Origin of the sequence: Lysobacter sp. BMK333-48F3 (assembly GCF_019733395.1) — a bacterium.
Lineage (GTDB): Bacteria > Pseudomonadota > Gammaproteobacteria > Xanthomonadales > Xanthomonadaceae > Lysobacter.
Genome location: NZ_JAIHOO010000001.1, coordinates 1,842,454 through 1,863,998, shown reverse-complemented (window position 1 = coordinate 1,863,998; position 21,545 = coordinate 1,842,454). Strand labels below are relative to the sequence as shown.

Sequence of the window (21,545 nt, the reverse complement as noted above, 5' to 3'; positions counted from 1 at the left end):
TCGCGTGCACGCAGCAACAGCCAGCGGCCGCGAAACCCGCCCGACGTCATTCCCGCGCAGGCGGGAATCCAGGGCTCCACCGAGGCATGGCACTGAAGCCTCTGGATTCCCGCCTGCGCGGGAATGACGGGGGAGAGAATGTGCTGAAGCCTCTGGATTCCCGCTTCCGCGGGAATGACGGGGGAGAGAACGTGCTGAAGCCTCTGGATTCCCGCTTGCGCGGGAATGACGAGGGAGAGAACGTGCTGAAGCCGCTGGATTCCCGCTTGCGCGGGAATGACGGGGTAGAGAACGCGCGGGAGACTCGGCGCCTCCGCCCGCCCGGATGCCCCGCCGCCCCGCCCGCGCGCCGTGGAGCGGAGCGCGGGACGGGGCGAGGGGCTTGCGACGCGATGCGGCCATCAGAAGTTCCAACGCACGCGCACGCCGTAGCTGCGTGCGTCGTTGAGGAAGCGCACGTTGACGCCGGAACCGACCAGGGCCTTCTGCGACACGTCCTTGTTGGTCAGGTTGCTGCCCCAGACCTCGAACCGCCAGGCGCCGTCGAGGGTGGTGAAGCCGGCGCCGGCGTTGATCTGGGTGAAGCCGGGTTGCTCGTCGGGGAAGCCGGCCGTGGCCGAGTCCTCGACCCGGTCGACCGTGCCGGCGGTGTCGCGCAGGAAGGTCACGTCGCGGTCGTTGTACTGGGTCAGGAAGAACGAGGAGCGGTAGGCGGCGAGGATCTGCCAGTCGAAGGTGCCGCGGGCGAACTCGATCGCCTGCTGCAGGCGCGCGTTGAGGGTGAAGCGCGACGACAGCGGCAGCTCGTTGCCGGTCAGGTCGATCTGCGAGGTGATGCCGCCGTTGCCGAAGTCCTGGCTGCGCACGTCGGCGACCACGCCGCGCTTGATCTTGGTCTGCAGGTAGAGCGCGTTGAGGTCGAGGGTGAAACCGGCGCCGAAGCGCAGCCGGCTTTCGGCCTCCAGGCCGTACAGCTCGGACTTGCCGACGTTGCGGTTGACCAGGGCGAAGCCGGTGGCCTCGCCGTCGGGGTTGAACGCGATCACGCTCAGGTCCTGGAACACCTGGTCGGCGTAGTCGTAGTAGAAGCCGCTGATGTTGAAGGTCGAAGTGCGGCCGAGGAAGTCGAACGAGTTCTTCGAGCCGATCTCCAGCGCGGTCAGCTTCTCCGGCTTGTAGGTCTCGGGAATGACGTTGACGTCGAAGCTGTCGTTGAAGCCGCCGGCCTTGTGACCGGTGGAAACGGTGGCGTAGAACAGGTTGCGCGGGGTCAGGTCGTACTCGAAGCCGACTCGCCAGTCGAGGAAGTCGAAGGCGCTGGAGCCGTGCTGCGGCGACGGCACGCCGAGCACCAGGAAGCTGTGCTGGCCGTTGGCCGGGCAATCGACGCTGTTGCCGCCGGTGTCGGGCCGGTCGACGCAGGTGCCGTTGGGGCGCGATCCGTCGACGATGCCCTGCAGCTGTTGCTGCATGGTGTCGCGCGCGCCGGCGCGCAGGATGCCCTGGAGCAGGAAGCGGGCCATGTCGGCGTTGCTGGTCAGGCCGGAGACGTCGAAGCTGGGCCGGTCGAGCAGGGTCGGCATGAAGCCTTCGGTGCCAAGACGGGTCTGGAATACGCCGCCCTCGCCGCCCAGGCCGATGGTCCAGTTGCCGCCGATGCCGTCGCGCGACTTGCGTTCGTCGGTGTAGCGCAGGCCGCCCTTGACCCGGAACCGCTCGTTGACGTCGAAGGTGCCGTCGCCGAACACCGCCCAGGACTTGCCGTCGACGTCGGGCATGGTGAACTCGGTGCCCGAGTAGAACGCGCCCTTGTCGGCCAGGGCGATGAAGCCGACCTGCTGCTTCTCGTGGAAGTAGAAACCGCCGGTGGTCCAGCGGAAACGCGCGTCGTCGGCCGAGGACAGGCGCAGCTCGTGGGTCTGCGCCTGCGAACGCGCCTGCAGGTAGTTGGTGCCGAAGTTGTCGTAGTCGATTCCGCCCCAGCTCGCCGGCTGGCCGGGCGGACGCTCGCGCAGGTCGCGCCCCGGCCAGGTGTTGCCGTCGGAGGCGGAATTGATCTGGAAGTAGTCGACGTCGCGGTAGCTGCCGTTGTACTCCAGGTTGACCGGGCCGAAGTCGTAGCGCACCGTCCCCTGGAAGCCCCACAGCTTGTTGTCGACCTCGCCCTGCACGCCGCGGTAGAGGATGTCGCGCAGTTCGATGTCGTCGGCCTTGTAGCCCTCCTGGGCGGCGCGGAACAGGTTCGCGCCCGGGTAGCCGGTGCCGCGTTCGCGGCCGACGTCGAGCATCGCGAACACCGACAGCTTGTCGTCGGGCTCGTACAGGAACGACAGGCGGCCGGCGTGGTCGTCCTGGATTCCGGCCGGCTCGATGTGCCGCCACAGGCCGACGTTCTCGAACCCGGCCTCCTTCTCGATGTGGTAGCCGGCGAAGCGCAGCGCGGCGTAGTCGCCGAGCGGGAAGTTCAGCGCGGTCTCGTAGCCGCGCTGTTCGCGGTTGCCGACCTCGCCCTGCACATAGCCGCCGAATTCGCCGCCGAGCTCGGGCTTCTTGGTGACGATGTTGAGGGTGCCGGCCAGCGCGTTGCGGCCGCGCAGGGTGCCCTGCGGCCCCTTGTTGATCTCGACCCGCTCCAGGTCGTAGAACATCCCGCCCAGGCCGCGCGGGCGCGGGATGTAGGCGCCGTTGACGTGCGGCGCGGCGCCGGGGTCGCCGAGCTCGGTGTTGTTGGACGAGCCGACGCCGCGGATGAAGACCTCGGTCGCGCCCTCCTGGTTGGCGATGCTCAGGCCGGGCACGGCGACCTGCATCTGGCGCAGTTCGTTGTTGATGCCCAATCCGCGCAGATCGTCCTGCGACAGCGCCTGGGCGGTGCCGGCGTACTTCTGCAGGCTCTGCTCGCGCCGCTCGACGGTGACGATCACCGAATCCAGGTCGGTGGCGTCGCGGCCGGCCGCGGCCTCGCCCGTCGGCGCGGCCGGCGCGGCCTGCTGGGCCCAGGCCGGCGCGGCCAGCAGCACCGAACAGATCGCCAGGCTCAGGCTCGAATCGCGCAGGCGCGCGCTGCTGGACACGGTCATCAGAACATCCCTCCCCGGGTCGGCCGGCGGCCGCTGCTGTGGTCTGTGGTGCGCGCGGTTCCGGGCCGGGCCCGTCGCCGCGGACGACGATGCGCGGCCGATGTAGCCCGACTATGACAGCGCTGTCAATTTCGCGGACACGATGTGGCGGCGCAGCATGGTTGCGGGCGGCAACCGTTGCGTGACGCGTGCGGCATCGCCGGCGCCGGCGAGCGTGACTGCAATCACGCAAGCGCTTGTACGGGCTCGGCGTAAGCGGTTACAGACGCGCTCGCCGACGGCTCGGGTTCGACCAAAGTCGAATCGGTTTCGAGTGTGCGTCGTCGGCCAGTAGATGTGCCGGCGCGACCACTGCATGGCGCAGTGCATCATGCGTCCGCGCGAGTCGCGCAGGCGCGCGGGCGCAAGCGCGAACCCCGGCCGCAGCCGGGGCTCGCGATGCAACGGTGGCAACGGACGATCGCTTACGGCGTGGCGTCGGTCGCCGCGTCGGCATTGGCGATGCCGGTACCGATGGTCGGCACCTGCGCGACCGGGAACGGCGTGATGTTGGCCTTGATGATGGACTCGATCCCGGCCGGCGACGGCGCCGCCGCGGGCTTGGAGCGCATCAGCGCGACGATGCCGGCGACGAACGGCGCCGCCATCGAGGTGCCGCTGTAGTTGGCGTAGCTGGCCGCGCCCGGAGTGGTGGCGCCGCTGTTCAAGGTCGACAGGATGCTCGCGCCCGGCGCGGCGACGTCCACCGCCGGACCGTGGTTGGAGAAGCTGGCGCGCACGCCGTTGGAGGTGGTCGCGCCGACGGTGATGACGTTGGCGCAGCTGGCCGGCTGGAAGTTGCGCGCGTCGGCGTTGCTGTTGCCGGCCGCGACCACCACCGTGGTGCCGCGCGACACCGCGCCGTTGATCGCGTTCTGGAAGGTCGAGCTGCAAGCGCCGCCGCCGCCGAGGCTGAGGTTGATCACCCCGGCCTTGTTGACGCCCACCGCCGGCACGCCGGCGACGGTGCCGCCCGAGGCCCAGGTGATCGCATCGGCGATGTCGACCAGGGTGCCGCCGCACTTGCCGAGCACGCGCGCCGACAGCACCTTGGCGCGGAACGCGGTGCCGGCGACGCCGGTGGCGTTGTTGGTGACTGCCGCGGCGATGCCGGTGACGTGGGTGCCGTGCCAGCTGGACGGGTTCGGCGAGCACCAGTCGCCCGGATCGCTGGGGTCGCTGTCGCGGCCGCCGCCGTCGTTGGCGGTGGTGGCGTTGGTGATGAAGTCGTAGCCGCGCGGCGAGGTCAGGTTGGCGACCAGGTCGGGATGGTTGGTGATGCCGGTGTCGAGCACAGCGATGATTTCGCCCTGGCCCTGATAGCCGTTGTCCCAGCCGGTGTTGGCGCGGATGCCCCAGGTGCCGTGCAGGCCCCACTGCGAGGGATAGCTGGTGTCGTTCGGCGTCAGCGCCGGATGGAAGATCGAGTTCGGCTCGACGTATTCGACGTTCGGGTCGGCGGCGATGTGCTGCATCAGCGTGGTCGCTTCGGCGACGTCGAGCGGACGGCTGGTTTCGACCAGTTCGGCGCCGGTCGATACCGAGCGCGCGTGCTTGATGCTCAGGCTCTTCTTGCCGAGCGCGCCGACGGCGCGATCGAGGCGATGCTGGAAGTCGGCGGCCTTGCCCGGCGAGCCGGACTTGTAGGCGACGATGAAGCCCTCGACCGGACGATCCGGATCGAGGCTGCTCAGGTTGACGCGTTCGGCGGCGAAGCCGGGCGCGGCGACGATGGCGAGGGTGGCGGCCGCCAGCGCGTGGCGGCGGAGATTGCGCTTGGATTGCTGAGACATTGGCGAAACTCCCGTGAGGTTTCGTTTGGCCGCAGGAATGCGGCGAACCGTCCTGGTTCTCTCGCGATCGACGATGGGGATACGGCTGCCTTCCGCGATTGCGTCCGGACGTCGTGGCGGATGCAGCGCTATGCATCCGGGCTAGGCAGCCTAGGCAGGAATATTTATTCGACAACGACTAAACGACTATTCGTCACATCGGTTCCGTGGCTTGGCATGGGAATTGCGATAACGCCCAACGCCGGATTGGCCGCGTGCGCAAGCGCCGCAATCCGGCGCGCGCCCACGCCACAACCGAGAGTGGGGTGGGCGCGCCGATGTCCGGGCCGGCGCCGGACTTGCGTTGATTTTGGAAGAGCCGTCACAGGCGTCGGCATCGACGACGCCTCGGCGGCATGGCGGAGCCAGGGATCGCGCACGCCGCGCCAGCGCGGCGGTGCGCGGCCGGATTCACGTGCCGGCCCAAGGCCCGTTCCACGCGATGTGTCCCCGCGCGCGCGTCGCCGAAGCGCGGCGCGAGCGCTCGCCCGCCCGAACCGGAGTGCGTTTCATGGCCGAACCGCGATGGCTGATGCTGTTTTTGCCGGTGCTGGGGCTGGCCGTGTCGGCGCTGGCGCCGGCCGGCGCCGCCGAGCGGGTCGAGGCGAAGATCGACTGGCCGCAGGCGCAGGCCGACATCCGCGCCGCCGACGGTCCCGGCGCCGACAGCGGCGACCGCGCCACCGTCGCCCAGTTGCGCTCCGCGCCGGCCCTGCAGCAGACCCTGGACCGCATCGCCCTGCCGGTGCTGGTGCCGGACCAGGACTCGGTGCGCGCGGCGCCGTCGCTGATCGAGCAGGGCCGCGCCTACGCCGCGGACTATCCGCTCGACGGCGCCGACCTGGTGGTGCTGGGCGCGGCCTCGGCGCTGGCGGTGGCCGAAGACGCGCCGATCGCCGGGCTGCTGGCCAGCGACGCGCCGGCCTACGTGTTCGAGAGTTACGAGTACGGCGCCGACCTGAGCTTCCTGCGCTACGGCGCGTCGTACGTGTTGCGGCTGGCCTGCGACGAACTCGACGACGCGCGCTGCCGCAAGGACGAATTCCTGCGCAAGATCGCCGAGAGCCTGGTCGCGGTCGGAGGGCGGGCACGATGAAACGATGGCTGATCCTCGCCGCCTGGCTGGCCAGCGCGGCCGCGTGGGCCCAGGACGAGCCGGCGTTTTCGCCGCCCGGCCAACTCGAAGCCGGCTCCGGCCGCGGGGTCGCCGACGGCAACGTCTACCTGCGCGACATCCGCTTTCCGATCGAGAAGGCGCCGGCGTTCCTGAACTCGCAAGTGTGGCGCAAGGGCGGCAGCAAGGGGCCGGCCGGCGGGCAATGCGACCGCGCCAACTACAGCTATCCCTGGCGCGACAACTTCTGCGAGTCGCGCAGTTGGGGCATGCCGCTGTGCCCCTCGGGCCAGGGCCATCAGGGCCAGGACATCCGCCCGGCCACCTGCAAGGCCGGCCAGCATTGGGCGGTCGCGGCCGAGGCCGGCAAGATCGTCCAGATCGGCAAGTACAGCGTCAGCCTGCAAACCCCGGCCGGCACCGTCTACCGCTATCTGCATCTGGAAATGGGCGACCTGGCGGTGCGCCGCGGCGACGCGGTCGCGCGCGGCGCGCGCATCGGCAAGGTGTCCAACGACTTCGGCGGCGCCGCGACCACCATCCACCTGCACTTCGACATCAAGGACAGCGTGCGCGTCGGCGGCCGCGGCCAGGTGCTGTTCGTGCCGCCGTACAGCAGCCTGCGCGCCGCCTACGAACGGCTGTTGGCCGGACGGCCCTGAGACGCGGCCGTGAACGCGCGCGCGCTGCTGCGGTCGGGCTGGCTGGCGCTGCTGCTGGCGGCCGCGCCGGCGCAGGCCGGCGAGTTGACCGTGGCCTCGACCACCGGCGAGGTCACCGTCTACGGCCATAGCCGCGCGCTGGTGATCGGCCAGTCGCGCTACCGCCCCTGGTCGGCGCTGGAAACCGTGCCGGAAGAAACCAGCAACCTGCGCGACGCGCTGTTGCAGCAAGGCTTCGACCAGGTCGATCTGGTCGCCGACCTGGGCGGCGCCGAACTCGGCCAGCGCATCCGCGCCTTCCTCTACCAACCGGTGCCACGCGACACCCGTCTGCTGCTGTTCGTCGCCGCGCACGGCCATACCGACCGCCGTTTCACCGGCTTCGTCCTGCCGGTCGACAATCCGCTGGAAGGCGAGCCCGGCTTTCTCGATCACATGGTCAGCCTGGAGGACATCTCCAACTGGTCCAAGCAGTCGTCGGCCAAGCACGTGATGATGGTGTTCGACAGCTGCTTCTCCGGCGCGGTGTTCCTGACCCGCGCCAACCTGCGGCCGGGCGAGCTGTTCCTCAACAACGCCGACAAGGCGGTGCGCCAGTTCATCAGTTCCGGCAGCGCCAGCGACCAAGTGCCGGCGCGCAGCGATTTCGCGGTCAAGTTCATCGAGGGCATCGCCGGCGCCGCCGACACCTACCCCGACGGCATCGTCACCGGCAACGAACTGGGTTACTGGCTCAAGGCCGAGATCACCCGGCTCGGCCGGCAGACGCCGCAATACGGCTCCTCGACGCTGAAGGAATTCCAGCAGGGCGACGTGCTGTTCAAGCCCAGCGGCATGCAGGCCACGGCGCCGATCCGCGCGCGCGCGCCGGCCGGCGACGGCACCCGCGGCGCGCAGGCGCGTTTGCTCGGCGAACCCGACCGCGCCGAGATGGCGGTGTTCCGCGGCATCGACGTGGTCTATTACCAGAAGATCGCCGACGGCCCGACGATCCACGATGCGCTCAGCCGCAGCGGCATTCCCTACCGCAAGACCCGCGCCCAATTGCCCGAGCGCCTGCACACCAACGCCATCGCCTGCGGGCCGGACACGCCGGGCGCGGCGATCCGCACCCTGGCCTTGGCCTTGCTCGACCACGGCGTCGCCCTGCAGGCGATCCTTCCGTTCCGCGATTACCGGCGCAAGCCGCTGCAGTTGGAAGTGCTGACCACCACCTGGCTGGGCGGCCCCGGCCTGCGCGCGAACGGCGCCGACCGGCTCAGCCGCGAGCAGGTCGAAGCCTTGCGCGCCTGCCCCACCGACTGAGCGCGCCGGCCCGGCGCGAAGCCGGACCGGCGCGCCGCGCGATCAGCTCTCGTACGCCGATTCGCCGTGGCTGGTGATGTCCAGGCCCTCGCGCTCGGCCTCTTCGGCCACACGCAGGCCGGTGACGGCCTTGACCAGGACGAAGGCGAACACCGACACCAGGCCCGACCAGACCACGGTGATGCCGACGCTGAGCGCCTGCACGCCGACCTGCTCGAGGATGCTGTCGTTGCCGGCGCCGAGGCCGAAGCCGCCCAGCGCTGGCGCGCTGAACACGCCGGTGAGCAGGGCGCCGATGATCCCGCCCAGGCCGTGCACGCCGAACACGTCGAGCGCGTCGTCGGCGCGCAGCAGGCGCTTGAGGCCGTGCACGCCCCACACGCAGGCCGCGCCGGCGATCGCGCCGATCGCGATCGCGCCGAACGGCCCGACCGTGCCGCAGGCCGGGGTCACCGCGACCAGCCCGGCAACCACGCCAGAAGCGCCGCCGAGCATCGACGGCTTGCCCTTGATCACCGCCTCGACCAGACTCCAGGCCAGCGCCGCGGCGGCGGTGGCGAGCAAGGTGTTGAGGAAGGCCAGGGCCGCGCCGGCGTTCGCTTCCAGGTTGGAGCCGGCGTTGAAGCCGAACCAGCCCACCCACAGCAGCGAAGCGCCGATCATGGTGTAGGCGACGTTGTGCGGCTTGATCGCCTCGCGCCCGTAGCCGACCCGCTTGCCGACGAAGTAGGCGCCGACCAGACCGGCGATGCCGGCGTTGATGTGCACCACCGTGCCGCCGGCGAAGTCGATCGCGCCCTTGGCGAACAGGAAGCCGTCCGGCCCGTACCAGACCATGTGCGCGATCGGCAGATAGGCGAAGGTGAACCAGATCGCCGCGAACAGCAGCACCGCGGAGAACTTGATCCGTTCGGCGAAGGCGCCGACGATCAGCGCGCCGGTGATGCCGGCGAAGGTCGACTGGAACGCCACGAACACGTATTCCGGCAACGCCACGCCGGCGCTGAAGGTCGCCGCCAGCGAGGTCTTGTCGATGCCCTTGAGGAACAGCTTGTCGAAGCTGCCGATCCAGGCGTTGCCGCCGGCGAAGGCCAGCGAGTAGCCGTAGCTGACCCACAGCAGCACGATCAGCGAGAACACCGCCAGCACCTGCATCAGCACCGACAGCACGTTCTTGGAGCGCACCAGGCCGCCGTAGAACAGGGCCAGGCCCGGCACCGTCATCAGCAGCACCAGCAGGGTCGAGGTCAGCATCCAGGCCACATCGCCCTTATCGACCGTCGGCGCGGCCGCGGCGGCCGCGTCCTGGGCGCGCGCGGCGCCGGCGGCGAGCAGCGCCAACGCCGGCGCCGCGGCCGGGGCCCAGGCGCGGGCCGAGGCATGGGGGGACCGCTCGCGCGAGCGGGATTCGATCGTCGTGTACTTCATGGTCGTATCTCGCGTGAGGGGTCAGAGAGCGTCGTCGTCGAGTTCGCCGGTGCGGATCCGCACCGTCGCCTCGACCGGCAGGACGATGATCTTGCCGTCGCCGACCTTGCCGGTGCGCGCGGCGTTCTGGATCGCTTCCAGCGCGGCGTCGAGCAGGCTGTCGGGCACCGCGCACTCGACCTTGAGCTTGGGCAGGAAATCGACGACGTATTCGGCGCCGCGATACAGCTCGGTGTGGCCCTTCTGCCGGCCGAAGCCTTTGACTTCGGTGACGGTGATGCCCGATACGCCGACTTCGGTCAGCGCTTCGCGCACTTCGTCGAGCTTGAACGGGCGGATGATCGCAGTGATCAGTTTCATCTCGCAGCTCCGTGGAGGTCTTGAACGATGGGGCGCAAGGCGTCAGAACGCCTTGGTCAGGGTCAGGGCGAAGGCGTCGTCGGCGAGGAAATGGCCGTGCGCGTTGGTGTACAGCGCCTCTTCGGCGTCGGTGCCGCTGTAGGCGACGGCGACCGAGAAACCGTGGTCGAAGCTCTTGGTCACGCCGAGCTTCCAGTCGACGTACTCGAAGTCCTGGTTGTGCTCGATCCACTGCTTGCCGCCGTGCAGGTTGAGCGTCCAGCCGGGCTGGAAGGTCCAGTTGAGGTTGGCGTCGAGGTAGGACGAGCCGTCGGAGTCGGCGTAGCCGAACAGGTCGGTGACGGCATAGGAGTACTTCAGCCCGACCGAGACCGTGTCCGAGGGCGCCACCGTGCCGCCGAGGTAGATCTCGGTGGTGTTGGGGCTGTTGAAGCCGGAGGGGTAGTCGCCCGGGTAGTAGTAGGTCAGCACGCCGACGTCGTAGGAGACGATCTCGCCGGCCTTGCCGCGATAGCCCAGATAGGCGTCGAGCTCCAGGCTGTTGGAGATGTCGTCGCCGACCACCACCGTGTCGGACAGCCAGCTGACGTTGCTGCCCCAGGCGCCGGCGTAGAAGCCGCTGTCGTGGGCGTACTCGATGCCGCCCTGCAGGGCCGGATCCTGGTCGGTCTGCGATACGCCGCGGAACAGGTAGTCGCTGGTCAGGGCGATCGAGCCGGTTACGCCGGCGTGGGCGGGCGCCGCGAGCAGCGCGGCGAAGGCGGCCGTCGCGGCCAGGGCGAGCGCGTGCGCGCGCGCCGTGCGGGCACGACGGGTGGGACGATGTTCGGTGCTGGCGATCGTGATACGTGACATGACACAGGCACTCCTCATAAGCGGTGGCCCCTCCCCGGTCATTGCTGCGGTGCGCCGGTCCCGTGCGCGGGATGCGGCGGCGGTGGCGCGACGGACTCTGCGGTCCGCCTCGCTGCGATGTCCTTCCTCCTGTGTCGCCGTGCCTGCTTGCCTTGGCGCCGCCGGACTCTTCGGTCTCGTATCGGTGCCGCCCGGTGCCGCTTTGCCGCGTTTGCCATGGATTTCTTCGGCCAAGCCGCTCCCGCGACGGCGGCCGCGGGCCGTCGTCGGGCGGGGGTGGGCGGGTGGCGCCGCCCGGCTTGGAATTCGTTCCCTGAAAGCGACACGGCCCGGAGCGTTAGCCCCGGGCCGTGTGCCGTTTCATCTCGCCGCGCGCTCCGCCGCGCACCGCCGCATCGCCTCGCGCCGCGCCGCAGCGGGGCGGCGCAGTCGGGCAGCGGGCGGTGGCGGGGCGAAGGCGTTCATGGCGGAGGCTTCGTGACTTAGATCGTGTAGTACATCTGGTACTCAAGCGGGTGGGTCGCCGCGCGGAACTTGGTGACTTCCTGCATCTTCAGCGCGATGTAGCCGTCGATGAAGTCGTCGGTGAACACGCCGCCGGCCTTGAGGAAGTCGCGGTCCTTGTCCAGCGCTTCCAGGGCCTGGTCGAGCGAGTGGCACACGGTCGGGATGCCCTTCTCCTCTTCCGGCGGCAGGTCGTACAGGTCCTTGTCGCTGGGCGCGCCCGGGTCGATCTGGTTCTTGATGCCGTCCAGGCCGGCCATCATCAGCGCGGCGAAGGTCAGGTAGCCGGACTGGATCGGGTCGGGGAAGCGCATCTCGATGCGGCGCGCCTTCGGGTTGGCCACGTACGGAATGCGGCAGCTCGCCGAACGGTTGCGGGCCGAGTAGGCCAGCATCACCGGCGCTTCGTAGCCCGGCACCAGGCGCTTGTAGCTGTTGGTGCCCGAGTTGGTGAAGGCGTTGATCGCGCGCGCGTGCTTGAACACGCCGCCGATGTACCACAGCGCCATCTGCGACAGGCCGCCGTAGCCGTCGCCGGAGAACAGGTTGACCCCGCCCTTGGCGAAGGACTGGTGCACGTGCATGCCGCTGCCGTTGTCGCCGACGATCGGCTTGGGCATGAAGGTCGCGGTCTTGCCGTTGCGGTGGGCGACGTTCTTGATGATGTACTTCATCGTCAGCAGCTCGTCGGCCTTGGCGACCAGCGAGTTGAACTTGGTGCCGATTTCGCACTGGCCGGCGTTGGCCACTTCGTGGTGGTGCACTTCGACTTCGATGCCGACCTGCTCCAGGGTCTTGCACATCTCGGCGCGGATGTCGTGCAGCGAGTCCAGCGGAGCGACCGGGAAGTAGCCGCCCTTGATGCCCGGACGGTAGCCGCTGTTGCCGCCTTCGTATTCGCGCGCCGAATTCCAGTGCGCCTCTTCCGAGTCGATGTGGAAGAAGGTGTGGCCCATCTCGTTGGCGTAACGCACCGAGTCGAAGATGAAGAATTCCGGTTCCGGACCGAAGAAGGCCTGGTCGGCGATGCCGCTGGACTTCAGGTAGGCCTCGGCGCGCTTGGCCACGCCGCGCGGATCGCGCGAGTAGGCCTGCATGGTGGCCGGGTCGAGGATGTCGCAGGTCAGGACCAGGGTCGGATCGGCGGTGAACGGATCCAGGAACGCGGTGGTCGAATCCGGCAGCAGGATCATGTCGGACTCGTTGATGCCCTTCCAGCCGCTGATCGAGGAGCCGTCGAACATCTTGCCGTCCTCGAACAGCGCCGGCTCGACGATCGACTTCGGGAAGGTCACGTGGTGCTGCACGCCACGCATGTCGGTGAAGCGCAGATCGACGAATTCGACCTTGTGGTCCTTGATGAGCTTTTCGACGTGTTCGAGGGACATGGCTGATCCGGGAATGGGGAGTCGGGAATGGAGAATGGTGCGAAGCAAGGGCATTGGGGCCGCCTGCCTGAGAGATAGCAAGCGGCATGCCAACTTTTTATCCTGCGCAAACCTCTGATTTAAAAGCACAACCTGTTAGACAGATCGATCAATCGACCCAACTTGGTGCGCGATTTCGGCCATTTGCACCATCTTGGAACATCAAGCTTTCCGCTATCCTGGCCCGCCGCGGCGCCCCCGGCCGCGCGCTCCATCCGATTCCCTATTCCCCATTCCCGATCCCCATTCCCCCCAAGCCCCGAAATGACCGACCTGTTAGCCGCCCTGATCCTGGGCATCATCGAAGGCATCACCGAATTCCTGCCGATTTCCAGCACCGGTCACCTGCTGATCGCCCAGCACTGGCTCGGCCACCGCTCGGACCTGTTCAACATCTCGATCCAGGCCGGCGCGATCCTGGCGGTGGTGGTGATCTACTGGAAGCGGCTGTGGGAACTGGCCACCGGCTTCTCCCGGCGCGAGAACCGCGACTACCTGTTCAAGCTCGGCGCCGCGTTCGGCGTCACCGCGGTGCTCGGCATCGCGGTCAAGAAGGCCGGCTTCCAGTTGCCCGACCAGGTCCTGCCGATCGCCTGGGCGCTGGTGCTGGGCGGGGTGTGGATGATCGCGGCCGAGCATTTCGCCGCCAAGCGCGCCGCCGCGCTCGGCGAGCGCAGCGCGATCACCTGGACCGTGGCGATCCTGGTCGGCATCGCCCAGGTGATCGCCGGCGTGTTCCCCGGCACCTCGCGCTCGGGCGCGACCATCTTCATCGCCCTGCTCGCCGGCACCACCAGCCGCGCCGCGGCGACCGAGTTCACCTTCCTGGTCGGCATCCCGACCATGTTCGCCGCCACCGGCTACGAACTGCTCGACGTGCTCGGCACGCCGGCGGCCGCGAACGAGGACTGGAACGCGCTCGGGGTGGCCTTCGTCGCCTCGGCGGTGACCGCCTTCATCGCGGTGAAGTGGCTGTTGCGCTATATCCAGACCCATCGTTTCACCGCTTTCGCGATCTACCGCTTCGTGTTCGGCGCGGCGCTGTTGCTGCTGATGCCGTCGGGCAGCTGATCGCCTTCCGGAGCCCGCCATGCACGACCTCGACGAATCCGATCCGCAACGCCTGCTCGATTACCTGGAACTGTCGGCGCCGGAACGCTACGCGGCCTGGCTGGACGCGGTCGCGCGCGAGGGCCGGCTGTGGGTCGCGGTGTCCGGCGACTACGTGCTCACCCTGTTCGACGAAGACGGCCAGGAACTGCTGCCGGTATGGCCCTCGGCCGAGACCGCGCAGGCCAGCCTGGCCTCGGCGGCCAAGCTCCGGGACTACGCGCCGGCCTCGCGCGAACTGGCCGCCTGGCGCGAGCGCGCCGTGCCGGCGCTGGACCAGGACGGCCTGCTGGTCGGCGTGTTCCCGAATGCGCAGCGGCAATGCGCGGCGGTCGCGCCGGCGCAGGTGTTGGCCCACCTGGATGCCTTGCTCGCCGACCAGGCCGGCGACGGCGAGGCGGACGAGGCCGGCGACAGCGCCGCCGAAGGCATCGACCTGGAGCAGGCGCGGCGCGCGCTGGCGCAGAAGTTCGCCCAGCCCAAGGACTGAGCGCCGGCTCCCGGCTTTGTCGCCGGCGCGCCGCTAAGATCGCAGCTCCGGCCGGCGCGGTTCGCGGCCTCCGACCAGGAAGGTCCTCATGCATCGGTTGATCTTGGCGCTTTCGCTCGCCGGCGCGACGGCGACGGCCGCAGCGGCCGAGGCGGCGGGAAAGCCGCCGGCCGCTACCCAGCCTGTCGCTACCCAGCCTGTCGCTACCCAGCCTGCCGCTGCGCGGTCTGTAGCCGCCATGCCGGACGCCCGCCTGGCCGAGCGGCTGCAGTCGGTCGACTGGCGACCGGTATGGGCCCGCGACGCCCACGGCAAGCCGGTGGCCGCATTGAACCTCAAGCTCGGGCGCGATCTGCGCGCCCGCTTCCGCAACGGCAGCTACGAATTGATCGGCGTGTGCAACACCGTCAGCGGCGCTTACCGGGTCGAAGGCGGCCGGCTGCTGCGCGACCGCCGGCTCGATACGGTGGAAACCACCGCCGGCTGTCGGCGCGACATGGCGGCCGAGCGCGCCTTCTTCGCCCAGCCGCTGCTCGATACGCGCATTTCCATCGATTGGCAGCGGCGCGTGTGGACGCTGCATGCGATCGCCGACGACGGCTCGCGCATGGAACTGGTCGACGCAGCGGTATTGAAGACGGTGCCGGATCGCTGAAGCGACGACAGGCCGCAGCCGGCACCGGAATGGTTCGATTTGCCGCTGCACGTCTTCGATGGCCCGCGTCCCCAGCCCGGCCGGCGCCAAGTGCTGCAAACGCGCCATTACCCGAGCCTGAGCGGACAGGCCTGCTCGCTGGGCGTGTATCGGGTCGAAGAGATCGCCGATGCCGCACCGCTGGCTCAAGTCGCAGCGCAGGGCGACACGGTCGCCGCACCCGCGCAGCCCTGAGCGGCGCAAGCGAACCAAACCCGCGGCTGAACGCGCCCAACCCCACTGCGCGCGCGGGGCCGTTGATCCGATCTTCGCAGCTCAACCCGGATCATTGCGCCCCATGAATATCCAACGCCCCCTGCTCCTCGCCGCCGCGCTGTCCAGCGTTCTGCTCGCCGCCTGCGCTGCGCCCTCGACCAACCACGACGGCGCCGACGCCGGCGCCAAGCCCGAGAGCGCCGCACTGGATGCGGCCAAGTCCGACCCGGCGCCGGCCGCGTCCGCGATCGAGCTGCCCGCCTACGTCTGGAACCTGGAGCGCGCCAGCGACGCCGCCGGCAAGCCGATCGCGCTGCTGCAACGCGAAGGCAAGTACGGCCTGCAACTGAGTTTCCGCGACGGCCGCGTCGGCGTGTCCGGCGGCTGCAACCGCGCCGGCGCCGCGTATGCGCTCGCCGGCGACAAGCTCGAGATCAAGTCCTTCCAGACCACGCTGATGGCCTGCCAGGACCAGCGCCTGATGCAGATGGACAGCGAGATCGCCAAGCAGTTGGAAGGCAGCGCCCAGTACGCGATCCAGGGCGAAGCGCCGCAGCCGCGCCTGCTGCTGACCACCGCCTCGGGCGCCAAGCTCGAACTCAGCGGCGAAGCGACCGCGGAAACCCGCTACGGCGGCCCGGGCGCGACCGCGTTCTTCGAAGTCGACGCCCAGCGCCGCACCTGCCCGCATCCGCTGATCCCCAACCATCAGTGCCTGTGGGTGCGCGAGCGCAAGTACGACGCCAACGGCGTGGCGCTGAAGCCGGAAGGCGAATGGCAGTTCCTGTACCAGGAGATCGAGGGCTACACCCACGAGCCCGGCGTGCGCAACGTGGTGCGGGTGAAGAAGTTCGACATCAAGAACCCGCCGGCCGACGCCTCGTCGGTGGCTTACGTGCTCGACATGGTGGTCGAGAGCGAGCTGGTCGCGCCCAAGCGCTGAGCGGCGCCGGCCGAGCGGCCGGTTGCGGGCGCGCTCAGCGCGTCCGCACCACCCGGGTGCGCGGCAGGCGGTCGTGCCAGCCGCGCCCGGAGATCAGGACCGACAGCGGCTCGAACGGAATCAGCCGGCATGCGGTGCGGCCCAGCACCTGGCCCCAGCTCGGCGGCCAGCCTCGGTCGTCGACCACCCGGGTACCGGTGACCAGCTTGCCCAGGGTCGCGCCGAACATGCCTTCCAGCGGCACGTAGTAGACCAGCATCAGCACGATGTTGAAGCCGATGTCGCGCGCCAGGTTCGGCTGCTCAAGCGCCTCGACCGCGGCATCGCCGGCGATCAACGCATACGCCAGGGTGCCGGCGAACATCATCGCCAACATCGCCAAGGTATCGATCACGTGATTGGCCAGGCGCCGGCTGCGGCTGGCATCGGCCAGGGCGCCGACCCGTTCCGGCACGGCCACCGCCGCCTGCGGCGCGTGGTAGGGGTTGGGTTGCTCTTCCATGCGCTGCACCGCTCCATCGGATCGACGGCGCCGACTCTAAGCCGGCCGCCGCCGGGCCGCAATCCGCGACGAATGTGCTTCGACGCGGCCTGCCGCGCTCAGCCCGCGACCGCGGGATTCAACGAATACGTCGCGTAGGTCGTCGCCTGGCCGAGCACGTGGCCCTGGATGGCGTAGAACACGTCCGCAGCGGTGAAGCGCGGATCCAGTTCCAGCCGCTCGACGTCGAGCGCGAACAGGCGGAAGAAATAACGGTGCAGGCGCAGGTCGTTCGGCGGCGGGAAGGCGCCGTCGTAGCCGTACCAATCCCCGGCCATGTCCGGATCGGCGGCGAACCAGCCGGTGTAGTCGTTCAGGCCCTGGCGCGAGCCGGCGGGGCCGGCCGGATCGCGCTTGCCGTGCGCGACCACGCCGTCGCTGCAGCCGCCGGCGGCGATCTCGCGCAGCTCGGCGGGCAGGTCGGCGACCACCCAGTGGATGAAATCGCCACGCACCTGGTGCTCGGGAATCTGCACGTCGGCGCGTCCGACCATCTCGGCCACGGTCGGCACGTCGGGGTCGATGCAGATCAGCGCGAACGAACGGGTCCCGGCGGGCACCTCGTCCCAGGCCAGGTGCGGGTTGCGGTTGGCGGCGAAACCGTAGCCGTCGCCGCTGGCCTGGCCGGCGGCGAACTCGGCCGGCAGACGCTGGCCGTGCTCGAAGCTGTTGCTGTGGATGCGCATCGGAACTCCTCCTGACATGGGCTCTTGAGACGGCGGCTCTTGAGCAGGCGACTCTCGAGCTGACCGCTTGCAAGAAAGTATTTCGCGCCGCCCGGATCGCGGCGCGCCAAGACACGACGCTCAGGGCATCGACGATACGCCGAGGCCGCGCGCGCGAACGCGCGCGGCGGCCCGGATCACTGCTCGGGATAGCCCAGCCGGCGCGCGACCGGGGTCAGCACGGCGAAGCATTCGCCCAGCGCCTCGCCGTACTCGCGCCAACGGCCCGGCGGCAAGCGTTCGCCGCCCAGGCCGACGCCTTCGGGCAGCGAGATCTGCACGCGCAGGGTGTCGGCGATCGTCTGGGCGATCGCGCCGGGATCCTGGCCGATCTCGTCGAGCTTGATCAGCGCGTGCGGGAACAGCTCGCGTTCGTGCAGGTCGGCGATCTGCTCGAGCAGGCGCGCCAGCCAGCGCGCGCCGGCTTCCGGCGTCTCCAGCGCGTACGGGGTCGGGCTGCCGTAGGCCAGCCAGTCCAGCAGCATGTCGCGGGGGTCGCGCACCGCGATCAGCAACAGCGCCTCGGCCAGGTTCGGCCGCAGCGCGCGCAGCAGGGCGTTGTCCCACCACAGCAGCCAGTCGAACACCGGGCCGTCGGCGGCGCCGCGCGCCGGCAGGGCGGCGCGGTAGAGCTTGGCCAGGAAGGCCGGATCGAGCTTGCCGGCGACCAGTTCGTCGACCGTGCCGTAACGCTGCAAGGGATCGGTCGGCGGTTGCGCGCCGAAACGATCGACCAGCAGCGGCGCGCCGGCCAGGCGCAGCACCTGGGCGACGCGCTCGATCTGCGAGCCCGGCGCGCCCCACAGCAGCAGGATGCCGCGGCTGCCGTCGGCGATCGGCGCCAGCGCCGGCCACTCGTCGCTGCCGCGCGCGCTGATCGCGTTACGCGGCAGGCGCTGGTCGGCGACTTCGGCGTGCAGTTCGGCCCAGGTCGCGGCGGCGGCGGCGGGCTGGCCGGCCAGATCCAGCGAACGGCCCAGCAGCTGGCGCAGTTCGCGCTTGACCAGCGGGTCGGCGGCCATCGCGATCAGGCGCTCGATGCGCTCGACCGCGGCGTCGGGATCTCGCTCGGCCAGGCCCTGGACGATGCGCATTTCCGCGCGCGCGTCGCCGGGGCTGAGTTCGACGATGCGCTGGGCGATGGCCTCGGCCTGCTCGTGCTCGCCGTGCTGGTCGTGGATCGCCGCGCGCGCTTCCAGCGCGCCCAGGTACTGCGGCATGGCCTGGTGCCAGCGCTCGACCACCGCCAGCGCCTCGGCACCGGCGAACGGCTCCAGCGCCAGGCGCGCGCGCCACAGGTTGGGCTGGTCGGCGTGGGTGGCCAGGGCCGACTCCAGCGTGCGCCGCGCGTCCTCGATATCGCCCAGGCGGCGCCAGGCTTCCATGATCGCGTTGAGCGTGCGCGGATCCTGCGGATGCGCGGCCAGCGCGGCGCGCAGCAGCGGCAGCGCGCGTTCCGGCCGGCCGGCGTCGATCTCCAGTTCGCCCGCCCAGCGCTGCACGCCGAAGCCGGCGTCGGCGGCCTGGGCCAGCGGCGCGATGCGGTCGGCGGCATCGGCGAAGCGGTCCTGGCGGCGCAGCAGGTCGGCGATCAGCAACTGCAGCGAGCTCTGTTCCGGATAGCGCTCGGCCAGCTTGGCGAAGGCGCCTTCGGCAAAGGCGAAGTGGCCCTTGGCGAAATAGGCGAAGCCCAGGCTGTGCAGGATCTGCGAGTCGTCCGGGGCCAGTTCGGCGGCGTGGCTGAGCACCGCCAGGGCGCGGTCGGGATCGCCGCGATGCAGGGCCAGCGCGCCCTCGACCGCCGCCACCTGCGGGTGGTTCGGCGCGATCCGCGCCGCGGTGCGGCCGAGCCGCTCGGCCTCGTCCAAATCGCCGCGGGCGATCGCCAGATGGGCGCGCATGACGTAGGCCGGGAACTGGTTCGGGTCCAGGCCGATGGCCTGGGCCAGCGCGGCCTGGGCCTGGTCGAGCTGGCGCCCGTCGAGCAGGGCGCCGGCCCGCTCCAGATGCAGTTGCGCATCCTCCGGGGCCAGGCCGATGGCCCGGTCCAGCGCCGCCAGGGCCGAGGCCGGGTCGCCGTTCAAGCGCAGCGCGGCGGCGTGCAGGCGGTGCGCGCCGACGTCTTGCGGATCGGCGGCCACGGCCTGTTCGGCCGCGATCACGGCCTGGGCCGCGTCGCTGCGGCGCAGGGCCTCGAGGATGGGTTCGTACATTGCGCTTGCTTCGGCTGAGGGTAGACCGGCCATTGTAGGGGCCCCGCGGCCCATTTCCCCGGACCCGTCCGCCGACTCTGTCGCGCGGCTGCGGGCGCGCACCGTTCTCCGGGCCGCGCTCAAGCCGCGGCGAGGGCGGCCAGGCGGTCGGCGATCCAGCGCTCGGCGAAACCGTCCAGGCTCGCGTTCTCGAGGAAACCGCAGTGTCCGCCCCAGGGCGCGATCTCCAGCCGCGCATGCGCCGGCAGGACCAGCTCGCGGAAGCCGGCCAGCGGAATCACCGGGTCGTCGGCGGCCATCAGGATGCTGGCCGGCACCGCCAGCGCGGCCAGGCGCTCGCGGGCGATCGAATAGCCGTCGAAATAGCGGTCCAAGGTGCCGAAGTCGGTATGCCGCTCGACCATCCACTGAGTCAGCGGGCGCATGCTCAGGCCCAGGGTGCGGTCGTCGAAGTCGTGCAGGGCCGGGAACAGCGCGCGCTTGCGCGCCAGCGAGCCGCGCCACTTGCGCTCGAAATACCACAGGTACACCGGCAGGCCGGCTTCCATCGCGTCCATGGTCCGGGCCGGGTCCAGGACCGGGCAGACCGAGGCGACGTGGGTCAGCTCCAGGCCGGCCTGCGGCGCGCGCAAGGCCAGGCGCAGGGCGAAGTTGCCGCCGAGCGAATAGCCCGCCACCGACAACGGCCGGCCGGGAAAGCGCCGGGCGATTTCCAGCGCCGCCTGCACCACCTCGTCGATGCGGTTGGAGTGGAACAGGCCTTCGTTGAGGTGGTGGGTGTCGCCGTGGTCGCGGAAGTTGAGCCGGAACACCTCGAAACCGCGCGCCAGCAGCTGCGCCGCGGTCAGGCGCATGTAATTGGATTCGGCGCTGCCTTCCCAGCCGTGCAGCAGCAGCACCAGGCCGCGGCTGCGCACGCCGGGCATCCAGCTGTGCAGGCCGTGCAGGCGTACGCCCTCGGCGGTCTCGATCAGGTGCGACTCGGTGCTCGCGCCGGCCTGCGCCAGGCGCTGTTCGGCGCGGCGCCGGCGCAACGGGCTGGAGCCCAGCAGCGACTGCACGTGCGCGTTGCGGAGCCAACGCGGCGGCGCGTAGTCGGAGGCGGTCAGCACGGCCTCAGCCCGCCATCGCCTCGAGGATGCGCTGCCGCGCCAGTTCGGCGATGCGGCGGCGCCCGTCGGCCTCGCCCGGGCCGATCGGAGTCAGGAAATGGATCTCGGCCAGCCGGCCGGGTTCGCCGAGCAGGCGCAGGAAGTTGGCGAAGAAGCTTTCCTTGTCCTGGAACGCGACCACGGTCTGGGCGCTGCCGCCCTCGCCGTAGCGCAGCGCCACCGGCTGCACCGGCACCCCGGCCTCGACCGCGGCCAGGAAGATGCGGGCGTGGAACGGGCCGATCTCGCGCCCGCCGCGGGTGCCGCCTTCGGGAAACACGCCGACCGAACGCCCCGCGCGCAGGCGCGACAGCATCTCGTGCAGCACCCCGCCCAGCGATTCGGTGCTGCCGCGGCGGTGGAAGATGGTCTCGCCGCGCGCGGCCAGCCAGCCGACCACCGGCCAGCCGGCGATCTCGCGCTTGGCGACGAAGCCCATCATGCGCTGGCTGTGCAGGATCTCGATGTCGACCCAGCTGACGTGGTTGGCCACGAACAAGGTCGCGCCCGGCAGCGGGGTGCCGATGCGGCGCAGCTGGAAGCCGAAGATCCGCATCAGCCCGGCCGACCAGGCCCGGATCAGCCGGTGCTCCAGGCTTTCCGCGCCGATCCGGATGCGGCCGGTCAGCGGCGAGGACAGCAGCAACACCAGCGGCAGGTGGACGAGCACATGCCACAGCAGCAGGGGCACACGGATCAGGTAACGCAGCGCGCGCGCGGTCGGCGCCCCGGAGGGCGCGAGCGCGCCGGCGTGGGGAGGCGGCGCATTCATTGTGTGCACGATACCGAAGCGTCGGGTCGGCAGCCAGCGGCGATTTCACGCTTGGGCGCGAACCGCGCGCCGCGGTGAATAGTT

At 70.2% G+C, this 21,545-nt stretch carries 19 protein-coding genes; 8 read left to right on the top strand and 11 right to left on the bottom strand.

Features of this window, described 5'->3' with window-relative positions; all coding sequences use genetic code 11:
- Positions 1–401: 401 nt before the first annotated feature.
- Complete coding sequence (locus tag K4L06_RS07830) at positions 402–3,080, bottom strand: TonB-dependent receptor (protein ID WP_221670864.1); 2,679 nt, start codon at positions 3,078–3,080, stop codon at positions 402–404.
- 464 nt (positions 3,081–3,544) lie between these two features.
- Positions 3,545–4,912 (bottom strand): S8 family peptidase, encoded by a 1,368-nt coding sequence (locus tag K4L06_RS07825; RefSeq protein WP_221670863.1) that lies wholly within the window; start codon positions 4,910–4,912, stop codon positions 3,545–3,547.
- Between the two features lie 550 nt (positions 4,913–5,462).
- Between K4L06_RS07825 and K4L06_RS07820 the strand changes: the two genes are divergently transcribed.
- The 3 genes from K4L06_RS07820 to K4L06_RS07810 are packed head-to-tail and all read left to right on the top strand — an operon-like array spanning position 5,463 to position 8,032.
- Positions 5,463–6,047: a hypothetical protein gene (locus K4L06_RS07820; RefSeq protein WP_221670862.1), complete on the top strand. Its 585-nt coding sequence runs from the start codon at positions 5,463–5,465 to the stop codon at positions 6,045–6,047.
- The gene (locus K4L06_RS07815) at positions 6,044–6,727 is read left to right on the top strand and encodes a M23 family metallopeptidase (protein ID WP_221670861.1); all 684 of its coding nucleotides are present in this window, start codon (positions 6,044–6,046) and stop codon (positions 6,725–6,727) included. The genes K4L06_RS07820 and K4L06_RS07815 overlap by 4 nt, the downstream gene beginning before the upstream one ends.
- Positions 6,728–6,736: 9 nt before the next feature.
- Positions 6,737–8,032, top strand: a complete 1,296-nt coding sequence (locus K4L06_RS07810) for a caspase family protein (RefSeq protein WP_221670860.1) — start codon at positions 6,737–6,739, stop codon at positions 8,030–8,032.
- Between the two features lie 42 nt (positions 8,033–8,074).
- On the opposite strand, the gene K4L06_RS07805 is transcribed toward K4L06_RS07810, so the two are convergent.
- From K4L06_RS07805 to glnA, 4 genes are all read right to left on the bottom strand, one after another.
- On the bottom strand, positions 8,075–9,373 hold the full coding sequence (locus tag K4L06_RS07805; protein ID WP_305068583.1) for an ammonium transporter: 1,299 nt from the start codon (positions 9,371–9,373) through the stop codon (positions 8,075–8,077).
- Positions 9,374–9,481: 108 nt separating this feature from the next.
- Entirely contained in the window at positions 9,482–9,820 is a 339-nt protein-coding gene (locus K4L06_RS07800) for a P-II family nitrogen regulator (protein ID WP_221670859.1), read from the bottom strand.
- 42 nt (positions 9,821–9,862) lie between these two features.
- The gene (locus K4L06_RS07795) at positions 9,863–10,675 is read right to left on the bottom strand and encodes a TorF family putative porin (RefSeq protein WP_221670858.1); all 813 of its coding nucleotides are present in this window, start codon (positions 10,673–10,675) and stop codon (positions 9,863–9,865) included.
- A gap of 482 nt (positions 10,676–11,157) precedes the next feature.
- Positions 11,158–12,567, bottom strand: a complete 1,410-nt coding sequence (glnA, locus tag K4L06_RS07790; RefSeq protein WP_221670857.1) for a type I glutamate--ammonia ligase — start codon at positions 12,565–12,567, stop codon at positions 11,158–11,160.
- Positions 12,568–12,870: 303 nt separating this feature from the next.
- Here glnA and K4L06_RS07785 point away from each other — a divergent pair, with 303 nt between their 5' ends.
- From K4L06_RS07785 to K4L06_RS07765, 5 genes are all read left to right on the top strand, one after another.
- On the top strand, positions 12,871–13,677 hold the full coding sequence (locus K4L06_RS07785) for an undecaprenyl-diphosphate phosphatase (RefSeq protein WP_221670856.1): 807 nt from the start codon (positions 12,871–12,873) through the stop codon (positions 13,675–13,677).
- 19 nt (positions 13,678–13,696) lie between these two features.
- Complete coding sequence (locus tag K4L06_RS07780) at positions 13,697–14,206, top strand: DUF2750 domain-containing protein (RefSeq protein ID WP_221670855.1); 510 nt, start codon at positions 13,697–13,699, stop codon at positions 14,204–14,206.
- Between the two features lie 238 nt (positions 14,207–14,444).
- On the top strand, positions 14,445–14,861 hold the full coding sequence (locus K4L06_RS07775) for an META domain-containing protein (protein ID WP_221670854.1): 417 nt from the start codon (positions 14,445–14,447) through the stop codon (positions 14,859–14,861).
- Between the two features lie 39 nt (positions 14,862–14,900).
- The gene (locus K4L06_RS07770) at positions 14,901–15,095 is read left to right on the top strand and encodes a hypothetical protein (RefSeq protein ID WP_221670853.1); all 195 of its coding nucleotides are present in this window, start codon (positions 14,901–14,903) and stop codon (positions 15,093–15,095) included.
- 103 nt (positions 15,096–15,198) lie between these two features.
- Positions 15,199–16,059, top strand: a complete 861-nt coding sequence (locus K4L06_RS07765; protein ID WP_221670852.1) for an META and DUF4377 domain-containing protein — start codon at positions 15,199–15,201, stop codon at positions 16,057–16,059.
- Between the two features lie 34 nt (positions 16,060–16,093).
- Here K4L06_RS07765 and K4L06_RS07760 read toward each other — a convergent pair whose 3' ends face one another.
- The 5 genes from K4L06_RS07760 to K4L06_RS07740 form a co-directional block, all read right to left on the bottom strand.
- Positions 16,094–16,561, bottom strand: coding sequence for an RDD family protein (locus K4L06_RS07760; protein ID WP_221670851.1), 468 nt, complete (start codon positions 16,559–16,561; stop codon positions 16,094–16,096).
- A gap of 98 nt (positions 16,562–16,659) precedes the next feature.
- Positions 16,660–17,286, bottom strand: coding sequence for a YbhB/YbcL family Raf kinase inhibitor-like protein (locus K4L06_RS07755; RefSeq protein WP_221670850.1), 627 nt, complete (start codon positions 17,284–17,286; stop codon positions 16,660–16,662).
- A gap of 176 nt (positions 17,287–17,462) precedes the next feature.
- Complete coding sequence (locus K4L06_RS07750; protein ID WP_221670849.1) at positions 17,463–19,538, bottom strand: tetratricopeptide repeat protein; 2,076 nt, start codon at positions 19,536–19,538, stop codon at positions 17,463–17,465.
- A 119-nt stretch (positions 19,539–19,657) separates the two neighbouring features.
- Positions 19,658–20,647: an alpha/beta fold hydrolase gene (locus tag K4L06_RS07745; RefSeq protein WP_221673560.1), complete on the bottom strand. Its 990-nt coding sequence runs from the start codon at positions 20,645–20,647 to the stop codon at positions 19,658–19,660.
- 7 nt (positions 20,648–20,654) lie between these two features.
- The gene (locus K4L06_RS07740) at positions 20,655–21,461 is read right to left on the bottom strand and encodes a lysophospholipid acyltransferase family protein (RefSeq protein WP_221670848.1); all 807 of its coding nucleotides are present in this window, start codon (positions 21,459–21,461) and stop codon (positions 20,655–20,657) included.
- Between the last annotated feature and the right edge of the window lie 84 nt (positions 21,462–21,545).